Annotated in this window: 23 protein-coding genes; 19 read left to right on the top strand and 4 right to left on the bottom strand. The window is 67.4% G+C overall.

The genetic code is table 11. The annotated features are described in order from the left end of the window. Window positions 1-69: 69 nt before the first annotated feature. From QNN98_RS14705 to QNN98_RS14680, 6 genes are all read left to right on the top strand, one after another. A complete protein-coding gene (locus QNN98_RS14705) occupies window positions 70-759 on the top strand; it encodes a DUF4345 domain-containing protein (RefSeq protein ID WP_227913991.1) in 690 nt (229 codons plus the stop codon). Window positions 760-868: 109 nt separating this feature from the next. Further along, entirely contained in the window at window positions 869-1,852 is a 984-nt protein-coding gene (locus tag QNN98_RS14700) for a bifunctional riboflavin kinase/FAD synthetase (protein WP_227913992.1), read from the top strand. Window positions 1,853-1,998: 146 nt separating this feature from the next. Further along, on the top strand, window positions 1,999-2,268 hold the full coding sequence (gene rpsO, locus QNN98_RS14695) for a 30S ribosomal protein S15 (RefSeq protein WP_227913993.1): 270 nt from the start codon (window positions 1,999-2,001) through the stop codon (window positions 2,266-2,268). A gap of 342 nt (window positions 2,269-2,610) precedes the next feature. After that, on the top strand, window positions 2,611-4,836 hold the full coding sequence (locus QNN98_RS14690; RefSeq protein ID WP_283998101.1) for a polyribonucleotide nucleotidyltransferase: 2,226 nt from the start codon (window positions 2,611-2,613) through the stop codon (window positions 4,834-4,836). Then, the gene (locus QNN98_RS14685) at window positions 4,837-6,231 is read left to right on the top strand and encodes a M16 family metallopeptidase (protein WP_283998099.1); all 1,395 of its coding nucleotides are present in this window, start codon (window positions 4,837-4,839) and stop codon (window positions 6,229-6,231) included. Between the two features lie 198 nt (window positions 6,232-6,429). Next, a complete protein-coding gene (locus QNN98_RS14680; RefSeq protein ID WP_283998098.1) occupies window positions 6,430-7,938 on the top strand; it encodes an HNH endonuclease in 1,509 nt (502 codons plus the stop codon). On the opposite strand, the gene QNN98_RS14675 is transcribed toward QNN98_RS14680, so the two are convergent. Together QNN98_RS14675 and moaA are read right to left on the bottom strand one after the other, a co-directional pair. Continuing rightward, entirely contained in the window at window positions 7,935-8,195 is a 261-nt protein-coding gene (locus QNN98_RS14675; protein ID WP_227913998.1) for a MoaD/ThiS family protein, read from the bottom strand. The two genes, QNN98_RS14680 and QNN98_RS14675, sit on opposite strands and share 4 nt — an antisense overlap. Next, window positions 8,196-9,398, bottom strand: a complete 1,203-nt coding sequence (moaA, locus tag QNN98_RS14670) for a GTP 3',8-cyclase MoaA (protein WP_502864766.1) — start codon at window positions 9,396-9,398, stop codon at window positions 8,196-8,198. It lies immediately after the preceding gene. Between the two features lie 38 nt (window positions 9,399-9,436). Between moaA and modA the strand changes: the two genes are divergently transcribed. The 9 genes from modA to QNN98_RS14625 all read left to right on the top strand — a co-directional run bounded on the left by modA (window position 9,437) and on the right by QNN98_RS14625 (window position 16,846). Continuing rightward, a complete protein-coding gene (modA, locus tag QNN98_RS14665; RefSeq protein ID WP_283998093.1) occupies window positions 9,437-10,225 on the top strand; it encodes a molybdate ABC transporter substrate-binding protein in 789 nt (262 codons plus the stop codon). Beyond that, complete coding sequence (locus QNN98_RS14660) at window positions 10,215-11,060, top strand: ABC transporter permease (RefSeq protein ID WP_227914001.1); 846 nt, start codon at window positions 10,215-10,217, stop codon at window positions 11,058-11,060. Before modA ends, QNN98_RS14660 begins: the two co-directional genes overlap by 11 nt. Further along, window positions 11,057-12,679, top strand: a complete 1,623-nt coding sequence (locus QNN98_RS14655; protein ID WP_283998091.1) for a molybdopterin-dependent oxidoreductase — start codon at window positions 11,057-11,059, stop codon at window positions 12,677-12,679. The genes QNN98_RS14660 and QNN98_RS14655 overlap by 4 nt, the downstream gene beginning before the upstream one ends. Window positions 12,680-12,731: 52 nt before the next feature. Further along, window positions 12,732-14,099: a molybdopterin molybdotransferase MoeA gene (locus tag QNN98_RS14650; protein ID WP_283998089.1), complete on the top strand. Its 1,368-nt coding sequence runs from the start codon at window positions 12,732-12,734 to the stop codon at window positions 14,097-14,099. A gap of 124 nt (window positions 14,100-14,223) precedes the next feature. Next, window positions 14,224-14,649: a cyclic pyranopterin monophosphate synthase MoaC gene (gene moaC / locus QNN98_RS14645; protein WP_231708843.1), complete on the top strand. Its 426-nt coding sequence runs from the start codon at window positions 14,224-14,226 to the stop codon at window positions 14,647-14,649. Continuing rightward, a complete protein-coding gene (locus QNN98_RS14640) occupies window positions 14,646-15,149 on the top strand; it encodes a MogA/MoaB family molybdenum cofactor biosynthesis protein (RefSeq protein ID WP_227914005.1) in 504 nt (167 codons plus the stop codon). Before moaC ends, QNN98_RS14640 begins: the two co-directional genes overlap by 4 nt. Beyond that, window positions 15,139-15,576: a molybdenum cofactor biosynthesis protein MoaE gene (locus QNN98_RS14635; RefSeq protein ID WP_227914006.1), complete on the top strand. Its 438-nt coding sequence runs from the start codon at window positions 15,139-15,141 to the stop codon at window positions 15,574-15,576. The genes QNN98_RS14640 and QNN98_RS14635 overlap by 11 nt, the downstream gene beginning before the upstream one ends. 20 nt (window positions 15,577-15,596) lie before the next feature. Next, on the top strand, window positions 15,597-16,355 hold the full coding sequence (dapB, locus tag QNN98_RS14630) for a 4-hydroxy-tetrahydrodipicolinate reductase (RefSeq protein WP_283998086.1): 759 nt from the start codon (window positions 15,597-15,599) through the stop codon (window positions 16,353-16,355). Window positions 16,356-16,363: 8 nt separating this feature from the next. Further along, a complete protein-coding gene (locus tag QNN98_RS14625) occupies window positions 16,364-16,846 on the top strand; it encodes a hypothetical protein (RefSeq protein WP_229960555.1) in 483 nt (160 codons plus the stop codon). On the opposite strand, the gene QNN98_RS14620 is transcribed toward QNN98_RS14625, so the two are convergent. Together QNN98_RS14620 and QNN98_RS14615 are read right to left on the bottom strand one after the other, a co-directional pair. Next, the gene (locus tag QNN98_RS14620; RefSeq protein ID WP_229960553.1) at window positions 16,843-18,018 is read right to left on the bottom strand and encodes a heparan-alpha-glucosaminide N-acetyltransferase domain-containing protein; all 1,176 of its coding nucleotides are present in this window, start codon (window positions 18,016-18,018) and stop codon (window positions 16,843-16,845) included. The genes QNN98_RS14625 and QNN98_RS14620 overlap by 4 nt on opposite strands. 89 nt (window positions 18,019-18,107) lie before the next feature. Beyond that, complete coding sequence (locus tag QNN98_RS14615) at window positions 18,108-18,779, bottom strand: SDR family NAD(P)-dependent oxidoreductase (RefSeq protein ID WP_227914010.1); 672 nt, start codon at window positions 18,777-18,779, stop codon at window positions 18,108-18,110. Between the two features lie 86 nt (window positions 18,780-18,865). On the opposite strand from QNN98_RS14615, the gene QNN98_RS14610 reads away from it, so the two are divergent. The 4 genes from QNN98_RS14610 to QNN98_RS14595 all read left to right on the top strand — a co-directional run bounded on the left by QNN98_RS14610 (window position 18,866) and on the right by QNN98_RS14595 (window position 25,409). Continuing rightward, entirely contained in the window at window positions 18,866-19,675 is an 810-nt protein-coding gene (locus QNN98_RS14610) for a helix-turn-helix transcriptional regulator (protein WP_227914011.1), read from the top strand. Window positions 19,676-19,762: 87 nt separating this feature from the next. Beyond that, window positions 19,763-20,680 (top strand): 4-hydroxy-tetrahydrodipicolinate synthase, encoded by a 918-nt coding sequence (gene dapA / locus QNN98_RS14605; RefSeq protein WP_283998082.1) that lies wholly within the window; start codon window positions 19,763-19,765, stop codon window positions 20,678-20,680. Between the two features lie 6 nt (window positions 20,681-20,686). Then, on the top strand, window positions 20,687-22,378 hold the full coding sequence (locus QNN98_RS14600; RefSeq protein ID WP_227914013.1) for a ribonuclease J: 1,692 nt from the start codon (window positions 20,687-20,689) through the stop codon (window positions 22,376-22,378). Window positions 22,379-22,499: 121 nt separating this feature from the next. Continuing rightward, a complete protein-coding gene (locus QNN98_RS14595) occupies window positions 22,500-25,409 on the top strand; it encodes an FtsK/SpoIIIE family DNA translocase (protein WP_283998079.1) in 2,910 nt (969 codons plus the stop codon). The last annotated feature ends 11 nt before the right edge of the window (window positions 25,410-25,420 follow it).

Raw genomic sequence — 25,420 nt, 5'->3', positions numbered from 1 at the left:
CCTGATCCGGTCAGGTGCGTGAGACCATGGCAGGAACAGACACTGTTCCAAACCCAATCAGGGGGAGCCATGAGCAACACCGCACCAGCACCGGGCGAGGGGAACCGCCGCGCCGGATCCGACATACCCGGAACCCGGCCGCCGCAGGCAGCAGGGGCGCAGGCCCCCGGAACCGGCGACGGGCGGCGTGTGCCGGAGCAGGCGGTCCCGGGCAGCGGTGCCAAGCCGCGCCGCGGGTCAAAGGGCTCCGGGGCGCCGAAGCCGCGCAAGGCCCCCAAAGCGTATAAGGCCAGCGATGACTGGGCAGTCTTCCGGGCCGTGGTGATCGGCGTGGGCATCCTGGTGGCCGGCTTCGGCCTGTACAACCTCATCACCGGCACCGCCGGCCTGCCGGACGGAAGCGGGGGAGAGGTCAACGCCACCCTGGAGAGCCAGTACCGCTTCTTCTCCGCCATGATGGTGGGCGTTGGAGCCGCGTTCGTGGCCATAGCCGTGAAGTTCCAGTGGGCGAACATGCTGTGGCTGGTCTGCCTGATGGTCTTCCTCGGCGGCATTGGCAGGGTGGTGTCCTGGGCCTTTTCCGGCACGCCGCACTTCACCTTTATTGTGCTGATGATCGTGGAGCTGGCCTTCCCGCCGGCGCTGCTGGTCTGGCACCGGTTCATTGCCAAGACCAGTGAACTGCGGCAGGAGTACAGCCAGCAGGGCGGGGCCGGCGGAGGCGCCGCGGACCCCGGTATTGCGGGCGGTGCCCGGTGACCGGCGATGATCGGACATAATGGATAGGTCCCCGTGCGGCGGAAGCCGACGGCGGTGCGCCGGACAAAGCGAAAGGTCCGGCACGGAAAAATGCTGCTAAGGAGCCTGCGTGTACTACTGGAATGACCTGGCGGAGATACCGGCCGGCATTGGTCCGACAGTAATCACCATCGGCAACTTCGACGGCGTGCATCTGGGCCACCAGCATGTGCTGAACCGCTTGGTCAAGGCGGCCCGGGAACAGGACGCGGCCGCGGTAGCCATTTCCTTTGACCCGCACCCCGCCCAGGTGCACCGTCCCGAAAGCGCCCCGGAACTCATCATGGGTACCGTGGACCGGGTCCAGGCGCTTGCTGACACCGGCCTGGACGGGCTGCTGATGATGCACTATGACATGGACCTCGCGTCCCTGACGGCCGAGGAATTTGTCCGGACCGTCCTCGTGGACGCACTGCACGCCAAGACCGTGGTCATCGGCCACGACGTGCGCTTCGGCCGCGGCAACGCCGGAGACCTGGAGACCATGCGCGCCCTCGGTGCCGAACTGGGGTTCGACGTCGAAGCGGTGGACGACTTCGGTGCACTGGCAGACGGTCCGGCCTCCGGCCGGCGCTGTTCCTCTACCTGGATTCGTGAGGCGCTGCGGGAAGGCGATGTCCGCACAGCTGCCCGCCTTCTCGGCCGCACCCACCGGATGCGCGGGGAAGTGGTGCACGGCGCCGCCCGCGGCCGCGAACTCGGGTTCCCCACTGCCAACCTGGCACCGGAAGCTTCCGGTCTCATCCCAGCCGACGGTATTTACGCCGGGTGGCTCGTGGACGAGGCCGGTGCCCGCTGGCCGGCCGCGGTGTCCGTCGGGTCCAATCCGACCTTCGAGGGGGTTAGCCGCCAGGTTGAAGCGCACGTCATCGACCGCCCGGCTGAGGACGTGCACGATTTCAACCTGTACGGCCAGCACGTGGTGGTGGAGTTCGTGGAGCGGCTGCGCGGCATGGTCGCCTACACCGGGCCCGAAGCGCTGGTGGAGCAGATGCGCCTCGACGTCGAACGCACCAGAAATGTGCTTTCGACAGAAACCGCCGCGGGCAGGTAAACTGGATTCAAATTCGGCTGCGGTCCGTGGCGGCTGAATTTCTTTGTGTTCCGGGGTGTGAGCCCCAGGGGTCATCCCAAGGAGCGGAAAGATTCCCGGCAGCGAAGTGCTGACTCGGGCCTCACGGCACAACTCTAGGAGTTACATTGGCACTCGATCCCGCCGTCAAGCAGGAGATCATCCGGGAATTCGCTCGGGCTGAAGGGGACACCGGTTCCCCCGAGGTTCAGGTTGCTGTGCTTTCGCGCCGCATCCTCGACCTGACCGAGCACCTGAAGACCCACAAGCACGACCACCACACCCGCCGCGGCCTGATGGCCCTGGTTGGTCGCCGTCGTCGTATGCTTACCTACCTGCGCGAGACCGACATCGCCCGCTACCGTGCGCTCATCGAGCGCCTCGGCCTGCGTCGATAGTCTTTGTGAAAGGCGGCACCTGTGCATCAGCACGGGGAGCCGCCTTTTGCGCAGGCAGGCATGGACACCGGGAAAGCCGGAAGCGCACCTGTCTGATTGACGAACGGGTCCCCTGAACCGGGGACCCGCAAGCAGCAAAAAGAAACACGCAGCAAAGAAGAAAACAGCAGGAGTCAGCCAGCATCGCAGCATTCGCGGTCCTCGGTAGTGGTCTCCGGGAGATTTCAGCCCGTGGACCTCGATCGAAGACCGGGTGTTGAACGTACGGCACGGCCGTACGGACGGAAGTTTGAAACGGTGCTGGGTGCCTCCGCCCACAGAAGAAACGGAGGTGGCTCTCATATGGAGGGTCCCGAAATTCAGTTCTCAGAAGCCGTCATTGACAACGGCAAATACGGCACGCGCGTTATCCGGTTCGAAACCGGACGCCTTGCCCAGCAGGCAGCCGGCGCCGCAATGGTCTACATCGACGAAGACACCGCCCTGCTCTCGGCCACGTCCGCCGGCAAGTCCCCGCGTGAAGGTTTCGATTTCTTCCCGCTGACCGTGGACGTCGAGGAGCGTATGTACGCTGCCGGCCGCATCCCGGGCTCGTTCTTCCGCCGCGAAGGCCGCCCGTCCACCGAAGCCATCCTGGCCTGCCGCCTGATGGACCGCCCGCTGCGCCCCGCCTTTGTGAAGGGCCTGCGCAACGAGGTCCAGATTGTGGTCACCGTGCTGGCGATCAACCCCGACGTGCTCTACGACGTGGTTGCCATCAACGCTTCCTCCATGTCCACCCAGCTGAGCGGCCTGCCGTTCTCCGGCCCGATCGGCGGCGTCCGCGTTGCCCTGGTCGACGGCCAGTGGGTTGCCTTCCCGAAGCACTCCGAGCTGGAGCGCGCCGTGTTCTCCATGGTGGTTGCCGGCCGCATTGCCGGTGACGACGTCGCCATCATGATGGTCGAGGCCGAAGCCACCGACAACGCCTGGAACCTCATCAAGGACGAGGGCGCCACCGCCCCGACCGAAGAGGTTGTTGCAGAAGGCCTTGAGGCTGCAAAGCCGTTCATCAAGGTTCTGTGCGACGCCCAGTCGGACCTGGCCGCACGCGCTGCCAAGCCCACCGTCGAGTTCCCGATCTTCCTGGACTACCAGGACGACGTGTACGAGGCCGTTGAAGCTGCAGCTGCCGAGAAGCTGGCCAAGGTCTTCTCCATCGCCGACAAGCAGGAGCGCGACGCTGCTTCCGACGAGCTGAAGAACGACATCAAGGCTTCCCTTGCCGAGAAGTTCGAAGGCCGCGAAGGAGAAATCTCCGCAGCTTTCCGCTCCGTCACCAAGCAGGTTGTGCGCCAGCGCATCCTCAAGGAGCAGGTCCGCATCGACGGCCGCGGCCTGACGGACATCCGCCAGCTCACCGCCGAGGTCGAGGTCCTGCCCCGCGTGCACGGTTCGGCCATCTTCGAGCGCGGCGAAACCCAGATCCTGGGCGTCACCACGCTGAACATGCTGAAGATGGAACAGCAGATCGATTCGCTGTCGCCGGTAACGCGCAAGCGCTACATGCACAACTACAACTTCCCGCCGTACTCCACCGGTGAGACCGGCCGCGTGGGCTCGCCCAAGCGACGCGAAATCGGCCACGGCGCCCTCGCCGAGCGCGCACTGGTTCCGGTGCTGCCCTCGCGTGAAGAGTTCCCGTACGCCATCCGCCAGGTATCCGAGGCGCTCAGCTCCAACGGCTCCACCTCCATGGGCTCGGTCTGCGCTTCCACGCTGTCCATGCTCAACGCCGGCGTACCGCTGCGCGCACCGGTTGCCGGCATCGCCATGGGCCTGGTCTCCGACCAGGTTGACGGCGAAACCCGCTACGCAGCCCTGACCGATATCCTCGGCGCCGAAGATGCCTTCGGTGACATGGACTTCAAGGTTGCCGGTACCTCCGAGTTCGTCACGGCCATCCAGCTGGACACCAAGCTCGACGGTATCCCCGCCTCCGTGCTGGCAGCAGCGCTGAAGCAGGCCCGCGAAGCTCGCCTGCACATCCTCGACGTGATGCAGGCCGCCATTGACGCACCGGACGAGCTCTCCGAGTTCGCTCCGCGCATCATCTCGGTGAAGATCCCCGTGGATAAGATCGGCGAGGTCATTGGCCCGAAGGGCAAGATGATCAACCAGATCCAGGAGGACACCGGCGCTGACATCTCCATCGAAGATGACGGCACCGTCCTCATCGGCGCAACCGACGGCGGCTCCGCCGAGGCTGCCCGCGCGGCGATCAACGCGATCGCCAATCCGATGGTTCCGGAAATCGGCGAGCGTTACCTGGGTACGGTCGTAAAGACCACCACCTTCGGTGCCTTCGTCTCCCTGACCCCGGGCAAGGACGGCCTGCTGCACATCTCCGAGCTGCGTAAGCTCGCCGGCGGCAAGCGCGTGGACAACGTCGACGACGTCGTCTCCGTGGGCCAGAAGGTCCAGGTGGAAATCACCAAGATCGATGACCGCGGAAAGCTTTCGCTCTCCCCGGTGGTTGCTGAAGACGCCGAAGGCGACGAAGCAGCAGAAACCGAGTCTGCAGAGTAAATGCCGGACTTTTCCGATGGTGCCCGTCCCGTGTCCGCTTCGCAGGGACACGGGACGGTCGTCAAGCTTCCACTGACCACTTTGCCCTCCGACCCGACCCTCGTGGTCGGCACTCCGGGAGGCGCTGTCGTGCGCCGTTCGGTGCTGCCCGGCGGCGTCCGGGTACTGACGGAGGAAATGCCCGGCCAGCGGAGTACGGCCATCGGATTCTGGGTTGGGGTCGGCTCGCGGGATGAAGCCGCGGGCCGGCACGGCTCCACCCACTTCCTTGAGCACCTGCTGTTCAAGGGCACCAGCCGCCGTTCGGCGCTGGACATCGCCTCGGCTTTTGACGAGGTGGGCGGTGAGTCCAATGCGGCCACCGCCAAGGAGAGCACCTGCTATTACGCACGGGTGCTCGACACCGACCTTCCCATGGCCATTGACGTCATCACCGACATGGTCACCTCCGCCGTCCTGGACCCGGACGAGCTGGAGCAGGAGCGCGACGTCATCCTGGAAGAAATTGCCATGGACAATGACGATCCCGCGGACCTGTGCCACGAACGCTTCTCCGAAGCCGTTCTCGGGGACCACCCGCTGGGACGTCCCATCGGCGGTACCCCGGAAGCCATCCGCAGCGTCTCGCGGGATGCAGTGCTGGAGCACTACCACCGGTACTACCGTCCCTCGGAGCTGGTGGTTACTGCTGCCGGCGGACTGGACCATGACCAGGTCTGCACCCTCGTTTTTGAAGCCCTCCGCACTGCCGGCTGGGACCTTGATCCTGCAGCCACACCGTCTCCCCGTCGCAACACCGAACCCGCACTGATCTCCGGCACCGCGGGCGTACACGTGTACAATCGGCCGGTGGAGCAGGCGAACATCGTGATGGGCTGCCCGTCGCTGACTGCCACGGATGACCGGCGCTTTGCGATGAGCGTGCTGAACACGATCCTCGGCGGCGGCATGTCCTCGCGCCTGTTCCAGGAGATCCGCGAGAAGCGCGGCCTGGTGTACTCCACCTACTCCTTCTCGGCGTCGTACGCCGACGCCGGCTACTTCGGCATGTACGCCGGTTGCTCTCCTGCCAAGACCCGGCAGGTCATTGACCTGCTCGGGAGCGAACTTGAGCGCCTGGCGGCCGACGGCGTTGAGCCGGCGGAACTTGCCAAGGCCCTGGGCCAGATTTCCGGTGGCATGGTTCTCGGGCTGGAGGACTCCGGTTCGCGGATGTCCCGGCTGGGGCGTGCTGAGCTGGTCAGCGGCGAATTCATCGACATTGACGAGTCCCTGCGGCGGATCCACTCCGTCACTGCGGAGCAGGTCCAGGAGCTGGCCGCTGAGCTGGCTGCGGCGCCGCGGACCATCACGGTGGTTGGACCCTTCGAGTCAGCGACGGAATTGGGCTTCTAGCCGCACTTCGTCAAAGCCGGGAACGCTGGGCGTTCCCGGCTTTTGCTGTTTCCCGGGGCTGTGGGCGGGGTGTGAGGGGGTGTGTGGGGCGGCGCGTGTCGACGCGCCGGATGCTGGTACCTGTATGTCCAAGTTCTTTATCCACAGCCCCCAAAACACCCGTTGTTGCGGCCTTTTGCCGCCGTTACTATCGAACACATGTTCGAATCAATAGGAACTCACGGCAGCGCCGGACCGCACTTAAGACTTGCAGATGCGGGCCCGCACGCTGCGTTTGAGATGCACCCGAAAGCGGCATCAACTGCCGCAGTAGCTGCCCTGACGCTGGAACTTTCTTCGCCTGACAGGCTGGCCGCGATTGCTGCTGATTCGGATGCGGGGCTTGTTGACCGGCTCCGTGCTTTGGAGGAGTTGAAGGCTGCTGCGTGTGCGGCGCAGGCGCGGGTCGCGGCAGCATTTGATGTGTCCGTGCGTGCTGCGCATGCCCGGGCCGGGCTGCCGGCGGAGAAACAGGGTGTGGGCGTTGGAGCGCAGGTGGCGTTGGCCCGGCGTGAGTCTCCGGCCCGGGGCGGACGGATCCTTGGCTTCGCGAAGGCCTTGACCCAGGAGATGCCGTGCACGCTCAAAGCGTTGTCGGAAGGCCACATCAGTGAGTGGCGGGCGACCCTGCTGGTCCGCGAGACTGCCTGCCTGTCCGTGGCGGACCGGCGGCTGGTGGACCGTGAAATCGCCGGGGATCCTGCCGGGTTGGACGGGTTGGGGGATGGACGCCTGATCGCGAGGATCCGGAAGATCACGTACCGGATTGACCAGGCCGCGCTGGTGCGGCGGGCGGCGAAGGCGGAGGCGGACCGGTTTGTGTCCTGCCGTCCGGCTCCGGACACCATGACCTATCTGACGGGTCTGCTGCCGGTGGCTCAGGGTGTTGCGGTGTATGCGGCCTTGTGCCGGGCTGCTGATTCGTTGCGGGCCCGGGGTGATGCCCGCGGCCGGGGCCAGATCATGGCCGACACCATGGTTGAACGCATCACCGGCCAGACGAAGGCTGAGCAGGTGCCGGTGGAAGTGCAGCTGGTGATGACGGACCGGACCCTGCTGGCCGGGGATCGGGAGCCTGCGCACTTGACCGGGTACGGGATAGTGCCGGCGCCGTGGGCACGGGATCTGGTGCGGCAGGGCGCCCGTCGAAGGGCTCAGAAGACAGGGGAGCCGGGGGAGTCGGGGGAGTCGGGGGAAACGGGGGAACCGGGGGAACCGGGGGAGTCCTCTCCCGGATTCTGGCTGCGCCGCCTCTACACTGCCCCGAGTTCCGGGGAGTTGCTGGCCATGGACTCGAAGGCCCGGTTCGTACCGGCGTCCCTGGCCCGATTGATCACGGTACGGGACCAGATGTGCCGGACCCCGTGGTGTGATGCGCCGATCCGGCACGAGGACCATATTCGGCCGCACCGTGACGACGGTTCCACGGAGGCAGCCAATATCCAGGGGCTGTGCGAGGCATGTAACCAGACCAAGGAAGCACTCGGCTGGAAGGCAACAGTCATCGGGGCACCCGGCACCACCTACCAGCTGAGCCCGCAGGTCCGGAATGCCACTGCTGCCCCAACCTCCCCGAAGGCCCCAACCACCCGTCGGCACACCGTGGAGATCACCACGCCAACCGGCCATCGGTACCGGTCGACGGCTCCACCCTTGCCGGGCGCCTAACCCCCGGCGAACGGGGGCAGGATATCCACAACGTCGCCCTCCTGCAGAAGCATGGCCCGATCCTGGGCTGCGGTTTCATTCACCAGGAACGTACTGCGCGCAATCACGGTGGCAAGCACCGGCACCCCGGGCCCGGCGGCCGGATACTTTGCACCCAGCTTTTCCGCCAGTTCGCCCAGTGTCAGGGGTCCTTCATCCAGGGTTTCTTCTTCTGTGCCGGCTGCCGCTTTCGCAGCGCCGAAATATCGGATCAGCACCTAGCCACCTATCGCGCTCATGGTTCGTTCAGGCTGTACATAGTCGGGCGCACCCAGCCCAACGTGGGCCATCCCGTGGGCCTTCGGTTTGCCCCACATTGCTTCCTGCCACCGCCGGACCACCGCGTCGTCGTCCACTCCGCTGCGCATCAAGGCGAGCAGGTCTGTTTCCTCGTGGGAGAAAAGGCAGCTGCGCACTTTCCCCTCTGCCGTGACCCGGGTCCGCACACACTCGGCACAGAACGGCTCCGTGACGGAGGCAATGATCCCCACCGTGCCGGCCACGGTTTCCGGCGTGGCCCGCCGACGGACCTCCCACCGCTGGGCAGGAGCACCGTTGCGTTCCCGGGGGTCCGGAGTCAGGACGAAGTCCCGCTCCAGCAGGCTCCGCATCTCGGCGGCGGTGATCATGCCGTCGCGGGTCCAGCCATGGTCGGCATCGAGCGGCATCTGCTCAATGAAACGCAGCTCGAAACCGTTGCTGACGGCCCATTCCAGCAGATCCGGGGCCTCGGCGTCGTTGATGCCGCGCATCAGCACCGCATTGATCTTCACAAGACCCAGGCCAACCCGCGCCGCTTCCTCCAACCCGCGCAGCACACGGTCCAGGAAAGGCCGCCGGGTCAGCTGCGCAAAAGTGTCCGGATGCAGGGAATCGAGGGAAACGTTTATGCGGGTCAGGCCCGCCTCCTTGAGTGCCTGGGCCTTTTTGTCCAGGCCCAGGCCGTTGGTGGTTAGCGAGATCGGCAGATCGGGATGGTTGGCCCGGATCCCGGCAATAATGTCCACCAGATCGGCACGCACCAGCGGTTCGCCGCCGGTCAGGCGCAGCTCCCGCACCCCCAGCCGGTCCACACCGATACGGACCAGCCGCACAATTTCGTCCCGTGACAGGACTTTGTCCTTGGCCAGCCAGTCCAACCCCTCGGCGGGCATGCAATACGTGCAGCGGAGGTTGCATTTGTCCGTCAGTGAGAGGCGCATATCGGTGGCCCTGCGCCCATACCTGTCCAGCAGGCCGTCCGCCGCGGCGGGGCCGGGGGACAGCACAGCCGTGGCCGGCGCTTCAGCATCCGCCGGAACCGGGGCCATCGGTACGCTGAACTCTGCTGTACTGGACTCTGATGTACTAGTTGGTGATGATCCGGTCCCCGGTGCGTGTGGGGAAGGGCCAACGGCAGGCATTCCCAGCTGTATTCCCATCCCTCGAGGTTACGCTCTTTCACAGTTAGGCTCTATGAATGCGCTTTGTTCTCCGGGTCCGCAGGACCTTGGCGGCGTGCGCGGCGGTTTTCCTGGCCACGTGCACGGCCGCGTGTGCGTCCACCGGCTCCGGCGCAGAGGGCGACGGCGGCGTCACCGTTTTCGCCGCATCGTCCCTCACTGACGTGGTGGAGACGCTGAACGCCGCGTACGACGGCGGGGGGAAGCTGCGCATCAACGTTGGTTCCAGCAGCCAGCTCGTGGCACAACTGCAGTCGGGGGCGCAGGCCGACGTCGTGATCACCGCTGATCTTGAATCGCTTGACCCCCTGCGCGCATCCGGCCTGCTGGCGGAGGAAAACGTGCTGGCCAGCAACACGCTGGTCCTGGCTTATGCGCCGGGCAATCCCGCCGGAATTGCAGCGCTGGGCGACGCCGCGAACGACGCGGTGCGCACCGCCGTCTGCGCTCCTTCCGTTCCCTGCGGCCGGGCTGCGGAGCGGATCCTGGTAACCGCCGGCCTGGCCTTGCAGGCCCCCAGCATCGAGGACAGCGTGCGATCAGTGCTGGCCAAGGTGTCCACCGGGCAGGCCGACGCCGGTTTTGTCTACCGGACCGACGCCCTGGCAGCAGCGGGCACGGGCGTTGGATTCCTGCCGCTGGATGATCCGGCACCAAACCGTTATCCGGCCGCCCTGACCGCCGAAGGAGCCGGAAATGCCAGTGCCGCAGCGTTCTATGAATGGCTCACCGGCTCCGATGCCGAAGCCATCCTCGCCGAGGCAGGCTTCGGCCCCGCCGGCACAGGACACACCGATGCCCCCTAATACTTCCGTCCCTGCCCGCGCTCGGACTTCCCTGCGGGACCGGGAAGCGCGCGCAACCACACCCGGCTGGCTCTGGCTGCCGGCCGGTCTCGCCCTGCTGCTGTGTGCCGGACCCGTTGCCGCCCTGCTGCTGAACGTCCCGTGGACCTCCCTTTCAGACCTGCTGGACTCGGACCAGGCCCGGACCGCGCTGGGGCTGTCCCTGGCCACCTCGGTTATCTCCACGCTGATCTGCGTCCTGCTGGGGCTGCCGCTGGCTGTCCTGTTCAGCAAACTCGAGGGGCCCGCTATACAGCTCATGCGAGGGATCCTGCTGATCCCGCTGGTACTCTCACCCGTCGTCTCCGGCATTGCCCTGCTCTATTTCTGGGGCAGGCACGGGATTGCCGGCCGGCTGTTGGGCGCAGCAGGGCTCGACGTCGGCTACTCACCGGCCGCCGTAGTGATTGTCCAGGTGTTCGTGTCGCTGCCGTTTTTTGTGGTCGCCTCGTTGAACAGCCTTTCGGCCGTGGACCGGGACCTGGAAATGGCTGCCGCCACCTCGGGTGCCGGCCCAACCGCCATCCTGCGCCACATCACCCTTCCCCTGGCGCTGCCCGGCATTGTGGCCGGAGCGCTGCTGGCTTTTGCCCGCTCCCTGGGTGAATACGGGGCAACCATCACCTTCGCCGGAAGCATCGAAGGCCGCACCCGCACCCTGCCGCTGCAAATCGAGCTGAGCCTGAACTCCAACCAGCCGCAGGCGGCACTGGGGATCTGCCTGATGCTCATTGCCCTGTACCTTCTGGTCCTGCTGCTGGCCCGGCTCGGCGCCGGACGTCTGCTGCCGCGATGAGCGGACCGGAGGCGGTACCGGAGCCGCCCGCCCCCGGCGGAAAGCCGGACGGAACTCCTGCCGAACGTCCAGCAGGTACGCCCGCTCCCGCTCAGCGGCGGATCCGCGGCTGGGCTGCAGGGGCGGGACTGGTGGCAGCCTGCCTGGGCGTCGCAGCCGGGGAACTGTTCGCGGCATTCTTCAGTCCGTCGCTGTCCCCGGTCTCGGCCGTCGGCTCAGTGGTCATCAATGCCGTTCCCGGACCCGTCAAGGACGCAGCCATTGCCCTGTTCGGCACTGCGGACAAAGCTGCCCTGCTGGCAGGCATGGGACTGATCATTGCCCTTGCTGCTATTGCAGCAGGGGTACTGGAATTGCGCCGCCCGCCCGCCGGGTCACTGATCCTTGGTGCCTTCGGAGCGGCGGGGCTGGCTGCTGTCCTGACCCGTCCCCAGTCAGCCGTCCTCTCCATTGTTCCGCCGCTGGCTGCCGCCGTCGTCGCCGTCATGGTTCTGCGCTGGCTCGCCGTGCGTGTCCGCGCCCTGGCTGCGGCGCCTGCACCCGCTGACGCGGCCGTGAGCCGCCGGGCGGTCCTGGTCTCGGTCGGCGGGGGAGCGCTGGTGGCCCTGCTCGGTGCGGCGCTGGCCGGCATTGCCCGCGGCGGGCAGGCCGGAGTAGCTGCCGTGCGCGACGCTGTACGGCTGCCCTCTCCCGCCCGCGCCGCGGCACCGATTCCGGCGGGGGCTGAACTGGCCGTGGACGGGCTGACTCCGCTGGTGACTGACGCTGCGGACTTTTACCGCATCGACACGGCGCTGAGCGTGCCCGCCATCGATCCGGAGAACTGGCGCCTGCGGCTCACCGGCATGGTGGACCGCGAAGTGGAGCTCAGCTACGCGGACCTGCTGGCCAAACCCCTGCAGGAAAGCTTCGTGACCCTTGCGTGTGTATCCAACGAGGTGGGCGGAGACCTGATCGGCAATGCCCGCTGGCTGGGGTGGCCGGTGCGCGAGCTGCTGGCCTCGGCCGGAGTGCGGCCCGGCGCGGACATGGTGCTCTCCACCAGTAACGACGGGTGGAGCGCGTCCACCCCGCTGGAGGCCCTCACGGACAGCCGCGACGCGCTGCTGGCCGTGGGCATGAACGGGGAACCGCTGCCGCTGGAACACGGTTTCCCGGTCCGCCTGGTGGTCCCCGGACTCTACGGCTACGTTTCCGCCACCAAGTGGGTGACCGAACTGCGGGTGACCCGATTCGCCGATGACACCGCCTACTGGACCGAACGCGGCTGGGGCGAGCGCGGGCCCGTCAAGCTGTCCTCCCGCATCGACGTTCCCGGCCGCAAGCCTGTGCAGGCCGGCACAGTGACGGTGGCGGGCGTGGCCTGGGCGCAGCACACTGGAATCAGTGCCGTCCAGGTCCGCGTTGACGACGGCGACTGGCAGGACGCGGAACTGGCCGCCGGAATTTCGGCGGACACCTGGCGGCAGTACCGGATTCCTGTTGACCTGTCGCCGGGCGGACACGACATCACCGTGCGGGCCGTGGATGCCAACGGCACTGTGCAGACCGACGAGAAACGGTCGGTGCTTCCCGACGGCGCCACCGGCCTGCATACAATTCGGGTGACGGTGCGCTGAGGCCAGGGCGCCGGGCCCGATGCTCCATCCCGCCGTCTCCACTAGGAGGAAGATGTCCACGCAGCCCCTTCCACAAGGCGCCCCCCGCGCCCCAGAGCAGGTCCCGCACGGCGGACAGCACAGTGCTTCCGGACAGCACTCCGCCCACGGTGCGCGCAGTGTTGCCGAGCACCGCGAAGCCGTCCGGGAGCTGCTCGCTACCTGGTTCGAAGCACACCCGCCGGCCCGGGAGACGGTGGGGCTGGCTACTGCCGCGGGCCGGGTGCTGGCCGAGGACGTGTATGCGCCGGGAAACCTTCCGCCGTTTACGAATTCCCAAATGGACGGTTACGCGGTCCGGTCGGCTGACCTTGTTCCCGACGCCGTTCCCGGTCCCTATAGCGGCCCCGGCACCACCGCCCCGGCCGCTGGCCTGGTCCGGCTGGCCCGGGCTGCCTCCATTCCCGCCGGGACCGCCCCGGCTGCGCTGCAGCCCGGAACCGCTGCACCCGTCATGACCGGGGCGATGCTGCCCGCGGGGGCAGACGCCGTCGTGCCGATTGAGGCCTGCCGCCCCGACCGCTTCCTTCCGCCGGAGACCGCGGGGACCGTGGACCTGCCGGCTGCTGTTCCGGCCGGGCAGTTTGTGCGGACCGCAGGAAGCGACATAGCCGCCGGCAGCCTCGCGCTGGCAGCCGGAACGGTTCTTGGTCCGCTGCAACTGGGGCTGCTGGCCGGCCTGGGCCTGGCCGAGGTGCCCGTCCGGGCCCGCCCGCGCGTGCTGCTGCTGACCACCGGAGACGAAGTCCGGGAACCCGGCCAGCAACTGGACCCGGGCCAGATCCACGATGCCAACACCACCTTGCTGCGGACCTCTTTGGAGCAGGCCGGGGCACAAGTGCTCCGCTCCCGGATCCTGGCCGACTCCCCGGAGGAGTTCTCCGCCCTGCTCCGCGCCGATCTGGTTGCCGACGCACCGGATTTAGTGCTCAGCTCGGGCGGCATCAGCAAGGGTGCGTACGAGGTGGTGCGGCAGGCGTTGGCCTCGGCCGATGTCCGGTTCCTGTCCGTGGCCATGCAGCCGGGCGGGCCGCAGGGGATCGGCACCGTGGACGGTGTGCCGTTCCTCGGCTTCCCGGGCAACCCGGTCAGCTCGCTGGTCTCCTTCGAAATGTTCCTGCGCCCGGCCCTGGGCACTGTCACCGGCGCCCCGCGGCCGCGCCCGGAGATCCCGGCCCGCCTCACCGAAGCACTGGACAGCCCGGCCGGCAAACACCAGGTGCGGCGCGGACGGTATGCCGGCGGCACGGTGGAACCCGTGGGCGGTCCCGGCTCGCACCTGGTCCACGCCCTGGCCTCCTCGAACGCCCTGATTTCCATCCCTGCGGGCATCGAACACGTTCCGGCCGGCACGGAAGTGACAGTATTGCTGTTGGACTAATTGCCGGTGGGACTAAACGAGCCACCGCATCAAGCGTGCACTGAAAGGACCCCGCGTGAGCGTCGAACCCGAAGATTTACCACCCGCCGGACTGACCCACGTCCGCGAGGACGGGTCCGCTCACATGGTGGACGTGTCAGCCAAGGCTGAGACCACGCGCCAGGCCACCGCCCAGGCGGTACTGCGCAGCACCGAAGACGTGGTCCGGCTGATCGCCGACGGCGGGCTGCCCAAGGGAGACGCGCTGGCCGTGGCCCGGGTGGCCGGGATCATGGCCGCGAAGCAGACCTCCAATCTCATTCCGCTGTGCCATCCGCTGCCGATCACCAAGGTCACAGTGGATTTCACGCCCCGGGGCGGCGACGTCGTCGTCGAGGCCACGGTGAAGACCAAGGCCCTCACCGGCGTCGAAATGGAAGCATTGACCGCCGCCTCCGTTGCCGCCCTGACGCTGTACGACATGATCAAGGCCGTGGACAAGCACGCCCGGATCACGGACACCATGGTGCTCGCCAAATCCGGCGGCAAAAGCGGGGACTGGACGCTGTGAGCGTCTCGCAGCCTGCCGCGTCGCCGCGCCGCACCGCCGGCGTGCTGATCGCCTCCACCCGCGCCGCCGCCGGAACCTACCAGGATGAAAGCGGTCCGCTGATAGCGGATTGGCTCTACGCGCTGGGGTATGACATTGTCCTGGCCGAAGTGGTGCCCGACGGAGAGGAAGTGGCCGCTTCCCTGCAGCGCATCCTCGCCCTGGAACCGTCCGTGCTGCTGACCAGCGGCGGCACCGGCCTCAGCCCGGATGACGTCACCCCCGACGCCACCGAACCGCTGCTCGAACGCCACGTGCCCGGCGTCATGGAAGCCATCCGGGCCAAGGGCCTGGCGTCCACACCAATGGCGTCCATCAGCCGCGGTTTCGCCGGCACAGCGGGCCGGACCTTCATCGTCAACCTGCCTGGCTCGCCGGCGGCCGTGGCCGACGGACTGGCCGTGCTGGAACCCATCATCGGCCACATCTGCGGCCAGCTCGAAGGAAAACGTGAACACTAGCCAAGTCCTGAACGCCAAAGTTTCCCGGGAACCGCTGAGCAGCGCCGAGGCGGAACGCCTCGCCTGGTCACCGGACTGCGGGGCCGTGGTGACCTTCAGCGGCATTGTCCGCAACCACGACGACGGCAAGTCCGTGACCTCCCTGGGCTACAGCGCGCATCCGAGCGCCGAATCAGTGCTGGGCCAGACTGCCGCAGCTGTTGCCGCCAAGTACGACGGCGTGCGGATCTGGGTGGCGCACCGCACCGGGAACCTGGACATCGGCGACGCAGCACTGGTGGCCGCCGTGGCATCGGCCCACCGCGGCACGGCCTTCGCGGCCTGCTCCGAGCTGGTGGACACCGTCAAAGCGAACGTACCGATCTGGAAGGAACAGGGCTTCACGGACGGCACAACCGAGTGGGTGGGCGTCAGCGACCGCCCCTGAGCACCGGTAATCTGGTGCACATGAGCGAAAAACTTGCCGTAGCGGTCCTCGGCGCCGCAGGCCGCATGGGATCCGAGGCTGTGGCCGCCGTGCGGGCAGCAGGGGACATGGAGCTCGTTGCAGCCCTGGGCCGCACCGACCCGCTCGAAACCCTCGTCTCCTCCGGAGCGCAGTATGTCGTGGACCTCACCGTGCCGGACAGCACCGAGGCCAACGTTCGCTTCGCCGTCGAACACGGCATGCACGCCGTAGTGGGCACCACGGGCTGGGACGCCGATAGGCTCGCCCGGCTGGAAATATTGCTTCGCGCGTCGCCGGGCACGGGTGTGCTCATCGCTCCGAACTTCGCGCTGGGCTCCGTGCTGGCCTCGGCCTTCGCCGCCAAGGCGGCGCGGTACTTCGAGTCGGTGGAAATCATTGAACTGCACCACCCGGACAAGGTGGATGCCCCCTCCGGCACCGCCGTCCGCACGGCCGCGCTGATTGCCGCCGCCCGCAGCGAGGCAGGTGTGCCGGCGTCGCCGGATGCCACCGTGAAACAGCTCGACGGCGCCCGCGGCGCCGACGTGGACGGCGTGCATGTGCACTCAGTCCGGCTGCGCGGACTGGTAGCCCACCAGGAAGTGCTCCTGGGCGGCCCCGGCGAACAGCTGACCATCCGGCACGATTCGTTCGACCGTGCCTCCTTTATGCCCGGCGTGCTGCTGGGGCTGCGCCAGTTGGACGCCCACCCCGGATTGACCGTCGGACTTGACGGCTACCTCAACCTGAACGACTAAGGAACACGTTGTCTTTCTTCACCGGCCTGTTTTCCAACCGCGCCAAACTGGGCGTGGCCCTGGTGACGCTGCTGCTGCTGTTCTACCTGGTGGTCTCCGCGCAGCGGGGTTGGCTGCTGCTGACCTCGTCTGAGCTGACTGCACGCTTTATGGGCGCCGCTTACCTGGTGTTGCCGGTGGTAGGCGCCTGGGCACTGATCCGGGAACTGATGTTCGGTGCGCGGACCGAAAAGATGGCAGCCATCCTGGCCGAAGAAGGCCGCCTGCCCGTTGATGATCTGCCCCGCACACCGGCCGGGCGCATCATCCGGGAAGCGGCGGACGCGGAATTCCCCAAGTACAAGGCCGAGACCGAAGCTGCACCGGAGGACTGGCGCAGCTGGTTCCGGCTGTCCTGCGCCTACGACGCCGCCGGGGACCGCACCCGTGCCCGGCGTTCCATGCGGCAGGCCGGGAAGCTGTTTGCCGAACGCGCGAAGGCCGGCAGCTAGCGAGCTGCTGAACGGCCAGCCGCTTTCCCGCGCGCCAGCCGGGACGCCCCGGACGTCACGAACTCCAGCGGTCCCCGCGCCTGGATGCGCTGGAACAGGACGGCCAGGACCACGTAGAAGACGGCCTGGATCCAGAACACCGGGAGCGGCTCCAGCGCCGGGTCCTGCTGGTCCACAATGGTCATGACCCATACATGTAGGCTGTACAGCGTCAGGGTCATGGCCCCGGCTGCCGACAGCGGCAGGAGCAGGTTGGGGCGGGCCCTGGTCAGCAGCAGGCACGCACCCAGGACCGCAGCGGCGGTCCCGGAGGCATGCAGCATGTCCAGGCTGGTGTTGGAGTGCGGCCCCGCCAGCGCCAGCCACCACCAGGACCCGGTCTGTTCCACCGGACTGAGGTTAACCTCAAGCATCCTGGCCAGCGGCAGCCGCTGCCCGGATTCGGTAGCTTCCAGCACCTGCAGGCCGCCCAGTGTGCCCAGCAGGTAGTACGAGGTGAACTTGGCGGCGACGGCGGCGAACACCCCGGCGGCAAGCAGTCCCACCTGCACCGGCAGGTTCTTCAGGTCAAGCCGTCCAATGACCATCCCGAGCAAGATGTAGCTCAGCCACTGCAGCACCGGGTAGAAGCCGGTGACGAATACGTCTGCCGCCAGGGCGGCCGGTTCCTGGAACGAGTCCCACGTGAGGTTGCCGCCGATCTCCGACGGCGCAAGGACTTCCCGCAGCCAGCCGCGCAGCAGGTATGCCAGCACGGGGGAGAGCAGCAACCACCCGGCAGCCCAGACCGCCAGCCGGCGCAGCGGCATGCCGGCAAACGGCAGGGCCAGCAGGAACAACACCGCGTAGTGGAACAGGATGACCGCAATGTTGGTCTCCAATCCACCCAGGGCCAGGCCCACCAGGGCAATGATGACTGCACGGACCGCAATGCCGCGGCGGTCGCGGTTCACGGCCTTCGCCTCGTGGGGCTGGCTGCCACCGGTCAGCAGGGCCAGCCCGACGCCGGCCAGCAGCGCGAACAGCGCCGAGGACCGCCCCGAAAAGACCAAGCCGGTAAACGACGGATCCCCGGTCTCCTGGTTGTACAGGGGCATGGTGTGGGTGGCGATCATACCCAGCAGGGCGATCCCGCGGGCAGCATCGATGCCCGTGAGGCGGCGTTGGATCATGCACAGCATCGTCTCACGCCGTACCCGCTTGCCCGCGCACGGGTAGGCTCCGGAGCCTACCCGGGGACGGCTCCTAGTCCAGGACGGCCCTAGTCCAAAACGGTGACGACGCCGCCGTCCGTGCGGTGGGCTTCCCACAACGCCGCAGCAACGGCCTCGGGCTCGTGCTTGAGCCCGGGACCCACCGGTCCGACTATCAGCACGTGCGCCACCCGGATTCCGGCCGGGCTGAGCTGCCGGTGCAGCAGGTCCACATACGCCGTTTCCGCTGCCGTTGAAACGGCGCTGGCCGCCCGGCCGGGGGAGGGCCGCAGGGCTCCGCTGCCAGTGGTGAACAGCAGGCTGCCGTGTCCGCGCTCCAGCATGCCCGGCACCACCGCGCGCACGGCGGTAGCGGCCCCGCCTACGCTGAGCGCAAGCGAGGCAAGGAACTCTTCGGCGCCGGTGTCCAGGACCGGACCGATCAGGTCGAGACTGGGCAGCGGGCTAAAGCAGAGGACGTCGATGGGGCCTACCCGCTCGACGAGCAACTTCACGGCCTGCTGCAGGGCGGCCGGGTCCGCAGCATCCGCAGCTTCCCACTCGGCAGCGATCCCCTCGCCTGCCAGCGTGGCGGCCAGCTGCTGCAACCGTTCCGCGGAGCGTGCCACCAGGGCAACCCCGCCGGACGCGAAGCGCCGGGCCACGGAAAGGCCGATGCCGGGCCCCGCGCCGATAATCAGGACTGTTTTCTGCTGCTCGTTTTCCATGGCGTCTTCCATGGCGTCAATGCTTGCGCGCAGAAGGCCGCCGCGGAACGCCGTGCCGTTCCCGGGTGCACGGCACCCACCCTCGCTACACTGCTGATGTGCCTTCGCCGCTGGGAGAATTCCTCATCCTCCGCCGTTCCCGTGTCCAGCCCGCCGATGTCGGGCTGCGCAGCAACGGCCGGCGCCGCGTGCCGGGCCTGCGCCGGGAGGAGGTCGCGCGGCTGGCGGATGTGAGCGTGGACTACTACATGCGCCTGGAGCAGGGCCGCGAAGCCTCGCCGTCGCCCCAAGTCGCGGCTGCCATCGGCACCGCACTGCTGCTCGACGAACATGCGCTGGCGCATCTGTACCGCCTGGCGGGGCTGACGCCGCCGCGCACCGTTCCGACCGCCGCCGCCGTGGACCCCCAGCTGGCGGCCTTCCTTAACGAATGGCCGGACCACCCTGCCTTCGTCCTTGGCCAGGCCTTCGACGTCCTTGCTGCCAACCCGCTGGCCGAGGCCCTGTTCCTGGGGTTCGGCCCCACCGGCAACCTGCTGGAATCCATGTTCCTGGACCCGGCTGCGGCTGTGCTGTACCGGGACTGGGAGACGGTGGCCGCCAGCATGGTGGCCAGTTTCCGGCTGCTGGAGGCAGCCCAGCCCCGCGAGCCGCGGATCGCCGAGGTCCGCGGACGCCTGCTGGCCGCCGATGCCCGCTTCGCGGAACTGTGGACCGATGCCGAGGTGCGCGGCGGACGGCTGAGGAGCAAACGCTTCCGCCACCCGGAGGCCGGGGACCTGGAATTGCACCTGCAGGCGTTCGACGTCCGGGCTGCACCCGGACAGGAACTGGTGGTCTACCGGGCGGAGCCGGGATCGGCGTCGAACGCCGCACTGAAGGTGCTGCAGGCAGCCGTCTGCTCCTGATGCCGCCCCGTCCGGTTCATCCGGCTGGGAACAGCCGGCCGCGTGACCGTTGCCCCTTTGCGCTGCGCAGCGGGTAACGTTTTACCCATGGATTTCCAAAACCGCACCCTTCCCTTCGGTACACTCGTCACCGCCATGGTGACCCCGTTCAGGGAGGACGGAGCAGTGGACTTCGACGCCACCGCCTACCTCGCGAACAAGCTGGTGGAAGACGGTTGTGACGGCCTGGTGGTCTCCGGCACCACGGGGGAAACCTCCACTCTGGAGGACAGCGAAAAGGAAGACCTGTTCCGGGTGGTTGCCGAAACGGTCGGCGGGCGGGCGAAGGTCATCGCCGGCACGGGCACCAACCACACCTCCCATTCAGTGGAAATGGCCCGCCGCGCCGAGCGGGCCGGCGCCGACGGCCAGCTGGTGGTGACCCCCTACTACAACAAGCCCACCCAGGCAGGAGTGGTGGCGCACTTCGATGCCGTTACCGCCGCCACCGAGCTGCCTGTGATGGTTTATGACATTCCCGGCCGCGCCGGAATTGCGCTGAGCACCTCCACTATCTTCAAGCTCGCCGAGAACCCGCGCATCCTTGCCCTGAAAGATGCCAAGGCCGACTTCGCCGGCATCACCCGGGTGCTGGCCAACACCACGCTTGACGTCTACGCCGGCGACGACGGCCTCACCCTCCCGTGGATGGCCGCCGGCGCCGTGGGCGTGGTCAGCGTCACCGCGCACATCGCCACCGAACAGTTCCGCGCCATGGTGGACGCCGCCGCGGCCGGGGATTTCGAGACCGCCCGCCGGATCCACTTCGAACTGGACCCGCTGATCCGCGCGGTGATGACCCACATTCCCGGTGCCGTCGCCGCCAAGCAGGTCCTGGCGATGCAGAAGGTCATCCCCACCGCCGCCGTCCGGCTGCCGCTGGTGGCACCGGACGCCGTCGAAATGGAAACGGTCCTGGCGGACCTGGCCGAAGCCGGCATGGACTTTTCCCGGAACGAGGCGTAACCGGACATGACGGAAACAACGGGCACCGGACTGATGACCCCGCCGGCACTGGAACCGGGAACGCTGCGCATCGTCGCGCTGGGCGGGCTGGGGGAGATCGGCCGGAACATGGCCGTCTTCGAGATCGACGGCAAGCTGCTGATTGTTGACTGCGGGGTCCTCTTCCCGGAAGAGACCCAGCCCGGCGTTGACCTCATCCTGCCGGACTTCTCCTACATCCAGGACCGGCTCGAGGACGTTGTGGGCGTGGTGCTCACGCACGGCCATGAAGACCACATCGGCGCCGTTCCGTATCTGCTGCGGCTCAAGAACGACATTCCGCTGATCGGTTCACAGCTGACCCTTGCCCTGGTGGAAGCCAAGCTGCAGGAACACCGGATCAAGCCGTTCACCCTGACCGTGAAGGAAGGCCAGACCGAAAGCTTCGGACCGTTTGAATGCGAGTTCGTGGCGGTCAACCACTCCATCCCCGACGCGCTGGCAGTGTTCATCCGCACGGCGGCGGGCACCGTGCTGCACACCGGTGATTTCAAGATGGACCAGCTGCCCCTGGACGGGCGGATCACCGACCTGCGTGCCTTCGCACGGCTGGGCGAAGAGGGCGTGGACCTCTTTATGGCCGACTCCACCAACGCCGACGTACCCGGTTTCACCACTGCCGAACGCGAGATCGGCCCGGTACTGCAGGAACTGTTCGGGAAGGTCAACAAACGGATCATCGTCGCTTCCTTCTCCTCCCACATCCACCGGGTGCAGCAGGTCCTGGACGCCGCCGCGGCACACGGCCGCTACGTCTGCTTCGTGGGCCGCTCCATGGTTCGCAACATGGCCATTGCTGAGAAGCTGGGCTACTTGAACGTCCCTGAGGGCATCCTGGTGGACCTGAAAAACGTTGACGACCTGCCGGACAACAAGGTGGTGCTGATGTCCACCGGGTCGCAGGGCGAGCCCATGGCAGCACTGTCCCGGATGGCCAACGGAGACCACCGGATCAGCATCGGCAAGGGCGACACGGTCATCCTGGCCTCCTCCCTGATCCCGGGCAACGAGAATGCCGTCTTCCGCGTCATCAACGGTTTGATGCGCATGGGTGCGGACGTTGTGCATAAGGGCAACGCCAAAATCCACGTCTCCGGGCACGCCGCGGCCGGTGAACTGCTCTACTGCTACAACATCCTGCAGCCCAAAAACGCCATGCCGGTCCACGGCGAGACCCGGCACCTGATTGCCAACGGCCGGCTGGCCGCGGCCACCGGCGTCCCGGAACAGAACATTGTCCTGGCCGACGACGGCACGGTGGTGGATCTGCGCGACGGCAAAGCGCGGGTGGTCGGCGAGGTTGAGTGCGGGTTTGTCTACGTGGACGGCTCCAGCGTGGGAGCGATCACCGACACCGATCTGAAGGACCGGCGGATCCTCAGTGAAGAGGGCTTCATCTCGATCATCTCCGTGGTGAACCGCAGCACCGGGACCATCGTCTCCGGACCGGAAATCCATGCCCGCGGATTCGCCGAAGGTGATGCGGTCTTTGACGAGATCATTCCCAAGATCAGCGCAGCGCTGGAGGAAGCGGTCCGTTCCAACACGGACCACACCACCTACCAGCTGCAGCAGGTGGTCCGGCGGGTAGTGGGCACCTGGGTCAACCGGCGCCTGCGCCGCCGCCCCATGATTGTCCCCGTAGTCGTCGAGGCGTAGCCCGCTGAAGGGGACCGCGCGGGTACTTGCGGGTACCTGCGCGGCCCGAGCAGGCCGGTAAATGCCGGTCCGGCCGCGTAAATCCGGGGGATCAGGGGTCCCGTCGGGTAGCGTGGCTGGTATGGCGACTCGTACTTCCCCTGCCGCACGCAGCGGTTCTTCCGGCCGTACCACGGCCCGGAGTGCCGGCGGCAGCACAAGCAAGGCATCAGGCAAAGGCAGCCCGCGCGGCGGAACAGCAGGCCGGGGGAGCGCTGCAGCACGCCCGGCCCCGCCGGAACAGCTGCCCCTGCCGCTGCGCGCCGTTGAAAGCGCCTGGATGGGCATTTCCCGTATTGCCGGCGGCGGGGTGCGCAAGCTCGGCACCGATGTGTCCCCGGACTACGAAATCCGCCGCGACGGAACCGGTTTCTTCCTGACCCTGCTCGGCCTTGCCGTCGCCACGGTGGAGTGGTGGGCCCTGCGCGGTCCCGTAGCCGACGTCATCCACGCCGGCGCCGCCGGCACGTTCGGCTGGATGGCGCTGGTGCTGCCGTTCATGCTCTTCACCGGTGCCGTGCGCCTGTTCCGCTACCCGGAACGCCACCGCGCCAACAGCCGGATCAGCATCGGCCTGGTGATCATGCTGCTCGCCGGGTCGGGCATCACCCACATTGTCGGCGGCCTGCCCTCCCTGACGGACGGCTTCGAACGGCTCTGGGTATCCGGCGGCATTGTCGGCTTCCTTGTATCCGGCCCGCTCTCCGCCGCGTTGACCAAGTGGCCGGTGCTCATCCTTCTGTCCTTCCTGGTGTTCGTGAGCGTCCTGATCATCACCGCCACACCCTTCCGCCACATTCCCGCACGCCTGCGCGCCCTGTACGAGCACCTCATGGGCCAGGACCTGGCCCCGGATGATCCCGAGGCGCATGACCAGAGCTACCTCTACGGCAACCCCAAGCCCGAGAAGGTCAAAAAGCCGCGCAAGACCCGCCGGGAGAAGGAAGCCGAGGCGGCCGCAGCCGCTGCGCAGGACGGTTTCGCCGGCGATGAAGCCTTTGAACGCGCCCTGTTGGCCGATGAAGAGGAAGAAGCGGCTGCTGCCGCAGCAGCAGCGCCCGTCGTCCCGCCGGGCGTCCGCCGTCCCACCCAGGCCGAACTGGCCACGCAGAAGATCCGCCGCAACCAGGGCCTGCCGGTCGACGGCGACCTGGACCGCGGCATGGACAGCGCGGAACCGCCCACCGAAGCCATCAGCATGGTCCCGGGCGCCACCGAGGTGCTGAACCTTCCCGCGGTTGCCGCTGCCGTTCCTCCGGTCCCGTCCCGCCCGGTGGCGCACACCCCGCCGGCTACCCCCATCCCGCAGCGGACCGAGCAGCTGCAGCTTTCCGGCGACATCACCTACACGCTGCCGCCGTCGGACTTCCTGCCGCCGGGCCCGCCCGCCAAGGAACGCTCCGAAGCGAACGACGCCGTCGTCGCGGCCCTGACGCACACGCTGGAGCAGTTCAACGTGGACGCCAAGGTCACCGGCTTCTCCCGCGGCCCCACGGTTACCCGGTACGAGATCGAACTCGGCGAGGGTACCAAGGTGGAACGGGTTACGGCCCTTTCCAAAAACATCGCCTACGCCGTGGCCAGCTCCGACGTGCGCATCCTTTCGCCCATTCCCGGCAAGTCCGCCATCGGCATCGAAATCCCGAACGCGGACAAGGAAGTCGTGGCCCTGGGCGACGTGCTTCGCTCCAACTCCGCCCGCAAGACCGAACACCCCATGGTGATGGGCGTGGGCAAGGACGTTGAGGGCGGGTTCGTGGTGGCCAACCTGGCCAAGATGCCGCACCTGCTCGTGGCCGGTGCCACCGGCGCCGGTAAGTCCTCGTTCGTGAACTCCATGATCACCTCCATCCTGATGCGCTCCACGCCGGATGAGGTGCGCATGGTCATGGTGGACCCCAAGCGCGTGGAACTGACCGCCTATGAGGGCGTTCCGCACCTGATCACCCCCATCATCACCAACCCCAAAAAGGCTGCCGAAGCGCTGCAGTGGGTGGTCCGGGAAATGGACACCCGCTATGACGACCTCGCCAACTTCGGGTTCAAGCACATTGACGACTTCAACAAGGCCGTCCGCAACGGCAAGGTAGTGCCCCCGGCCGGATCCAAGCGGGTCATCCGCGCCTACCCGTACCTGCTGGTGATCGTGGACGAGCTGGCCGACCTGATGATGGTCGCCCCGCGGGACGTGGAAGACTCCATTGTCCGCATCACCCAGCTGGCCCGCGCCGCCGGCATCCACCTGGTGCTGGCCACCCAGCGGCCTTCCGTGGACGTGGTGACCGGCCTGATCAAGGCGAACGTGCCCTCCCGCATGGCCTTCGCGACGTCGTCGGTCACCGACTCCCGCGTGGTCCTGGACCAGCCCGGCGCTGAAAAGCTGCTGGGCCAGGGTGACGCCCTGTTCCTGCCGATGGGCTCCAACAAGCCCATCCGTGTACAGGGCGCCTGGGTCACCGAGTCCGAAATCCACCGTGTGGTGGAGCACGTCAAGAACCAGCTGCAGGCCGTCTACCGCGAAGACGTTGCGGTCACGGCGCCCAAGAAGCAGATCGACGACGACATCGGAGACGACCTCGACGTGCTGCTGCAGGCCACCGAACTGGTGGTGACCACCCAGTTCGGCTCCACCTCCATGCTCCAGCGCAAGCTGCGCGTGGGCTTCGCCAAGGCAGGACGCTTGATGGACCTGCTTGAGTCCCGCGGCGTCGTCGGGCCCTCCGAAGGTTCCAAGGCACGCGATGTGCTGGTGAAGCCCGACGACCTGGCGGCCACCTTGGCAGCCATCAGCGGCGACGAAGCGCCTGCCCCGTCCGGGGGAGCGGACGCCGCAGCCCTGGCCGAGAACGCCAACGTGAACCACGGGTTCGACGCCGGCGGTCCCGTGGACCTGGTTGCCGCCGACCTGGATGGCCGGCCGCAGGCTGCGGAGTACCACGACGGCGCCGACGACCCGGAGTCCGAGGACGCATGGAACCTCACCGGCCGGTGAATGTTCGCTAG

The organism is Arthrobacter sp. zg-Y1143 (assembly GCF_030125565.1).
Lineage (GTDB): Bacteria > Actinomycetota > Actinomycetes > Actinomycetales > Micrococcaceae > Arthrobacter_B.
Note: the sequence above shows the minus strand (reverse complement) of the source record. Positions and strands in the feature narration are given on the sequence as shown.

Excerpts from the sequence above, each read along its gene's own strand:
- QNN98_RS14690 (WP_283998101.1), top strand. The coding sequence starts at position 2,611 with ATGGAGGGTCCCGAAATTCAGTTCTCAGAAGCCGTCATTGACAACGGC.
- QNN98_RS14685 (WP_283998099.1), top strand. The coding sequence starts at position 4,837 with ATGCCGGACTTTTCCGATGGTGCCCGTCCCGTGTCCGCTTCGCAGGGA.
- dapB (WP_283998086.1), top strand. The coding sequence starts at position 15,597 with ATGAGCGAAAAACTTGCCGTAGCGGTCCTCGGCGCCGCAGGCCGCATG.
- QNN98_RS14680 (WP_283998098.1), top strand. The coding sequence starts at position 6,430 with ATGTTCGAATCAATAGGAACTCACGGCAGCGCCGGACCGCACTTAAGA.
- QNN98_RS14600 (WP_227914013.1), top strand. The coding sequence starts at position 20,687 with ATGACGGAAACAACGGGCACCGGACTGATGACCCCGCCGGCACTGGAA.
- dapA (WP_283998082.1), top strand. The coding sequence starts at position 19,763 with ATGGATTTCCAAAACCGCACCCTTCCCTTCGGTACACTCGTCACCGCC.
- QNN98_RS14595 (WP_283998079.1), top strand. The coding sequence starts at position 22,500 with ATGGCGACTCGTACTTCCCCTGCCGCACGCAGCGGTTCTTCCGGCCGT.
- QNN98_RS14705 (WP_227913991.1), top strand. The coding sequence starts at position 70 with ATGAGCAACACCGCACCAGCACCGGGCGAGGGGAACCGCCGCGCCGGA.
- QNN98_RS14660 (WP_227914001.1), top strand. The coding sequence starts at position 10,215 with ATGCCCCCTAATACTTCCGTCCCTGCCCGCGCTCGGACTTCCCTGCGG.
- moaC (WP_231708843.1), top strand. The coding sequence starts at position 14,224 with ATGGTGGACGTGTCAGCCAAGGCTGAGACCACGCGCCAGGCCACCGCC.
- QNN98_RS14655 (WP_283998091.1), top strand. The coding sequence starts at position 11,057 with ATGAGCGGACCGGAGGCGGTACCGGAGCCGCCCGCCCCCGGCGGAAAG.
- QNN98_RS14650 (WP_283998089.1), top strand. The coding sequence starts at position 12,732 with ATGTCCACGCAGCCCCTTCCACAAGGCGCCCCCCGCGCCCCAGAGCAG.
- QNN98_RS14620 (WP_229960553.1), bottom strand. The coding sequence starts at position 18,018 with ATGATCCAACGCCGCCTCACGGGCATCGATGCTGCCCGCGGGATCGCC.
- QNN98_RS14615 (WP_227914010.1), bottom strand. The coding sequence starts at position 18,779 with ATGGAAGACGCCATGGAAAACGAGCAGCAGAAAACAGTCCTGATTATC.
- modA (WP_283998093.1), top strand. The coding sequence starts at position 9,437 with ATGCGCTTTGTTCTCCGGGTCCGCAGGACCTTGGCGGCGTGCGCGGCG.
- moaA (WP_502864766.1), bottom strand. The coding sequence starts at position 9,398 with ATGGGAATACAGCTGGGAATGCCTGCCGTTGGCCCTTCCCCACACGCA.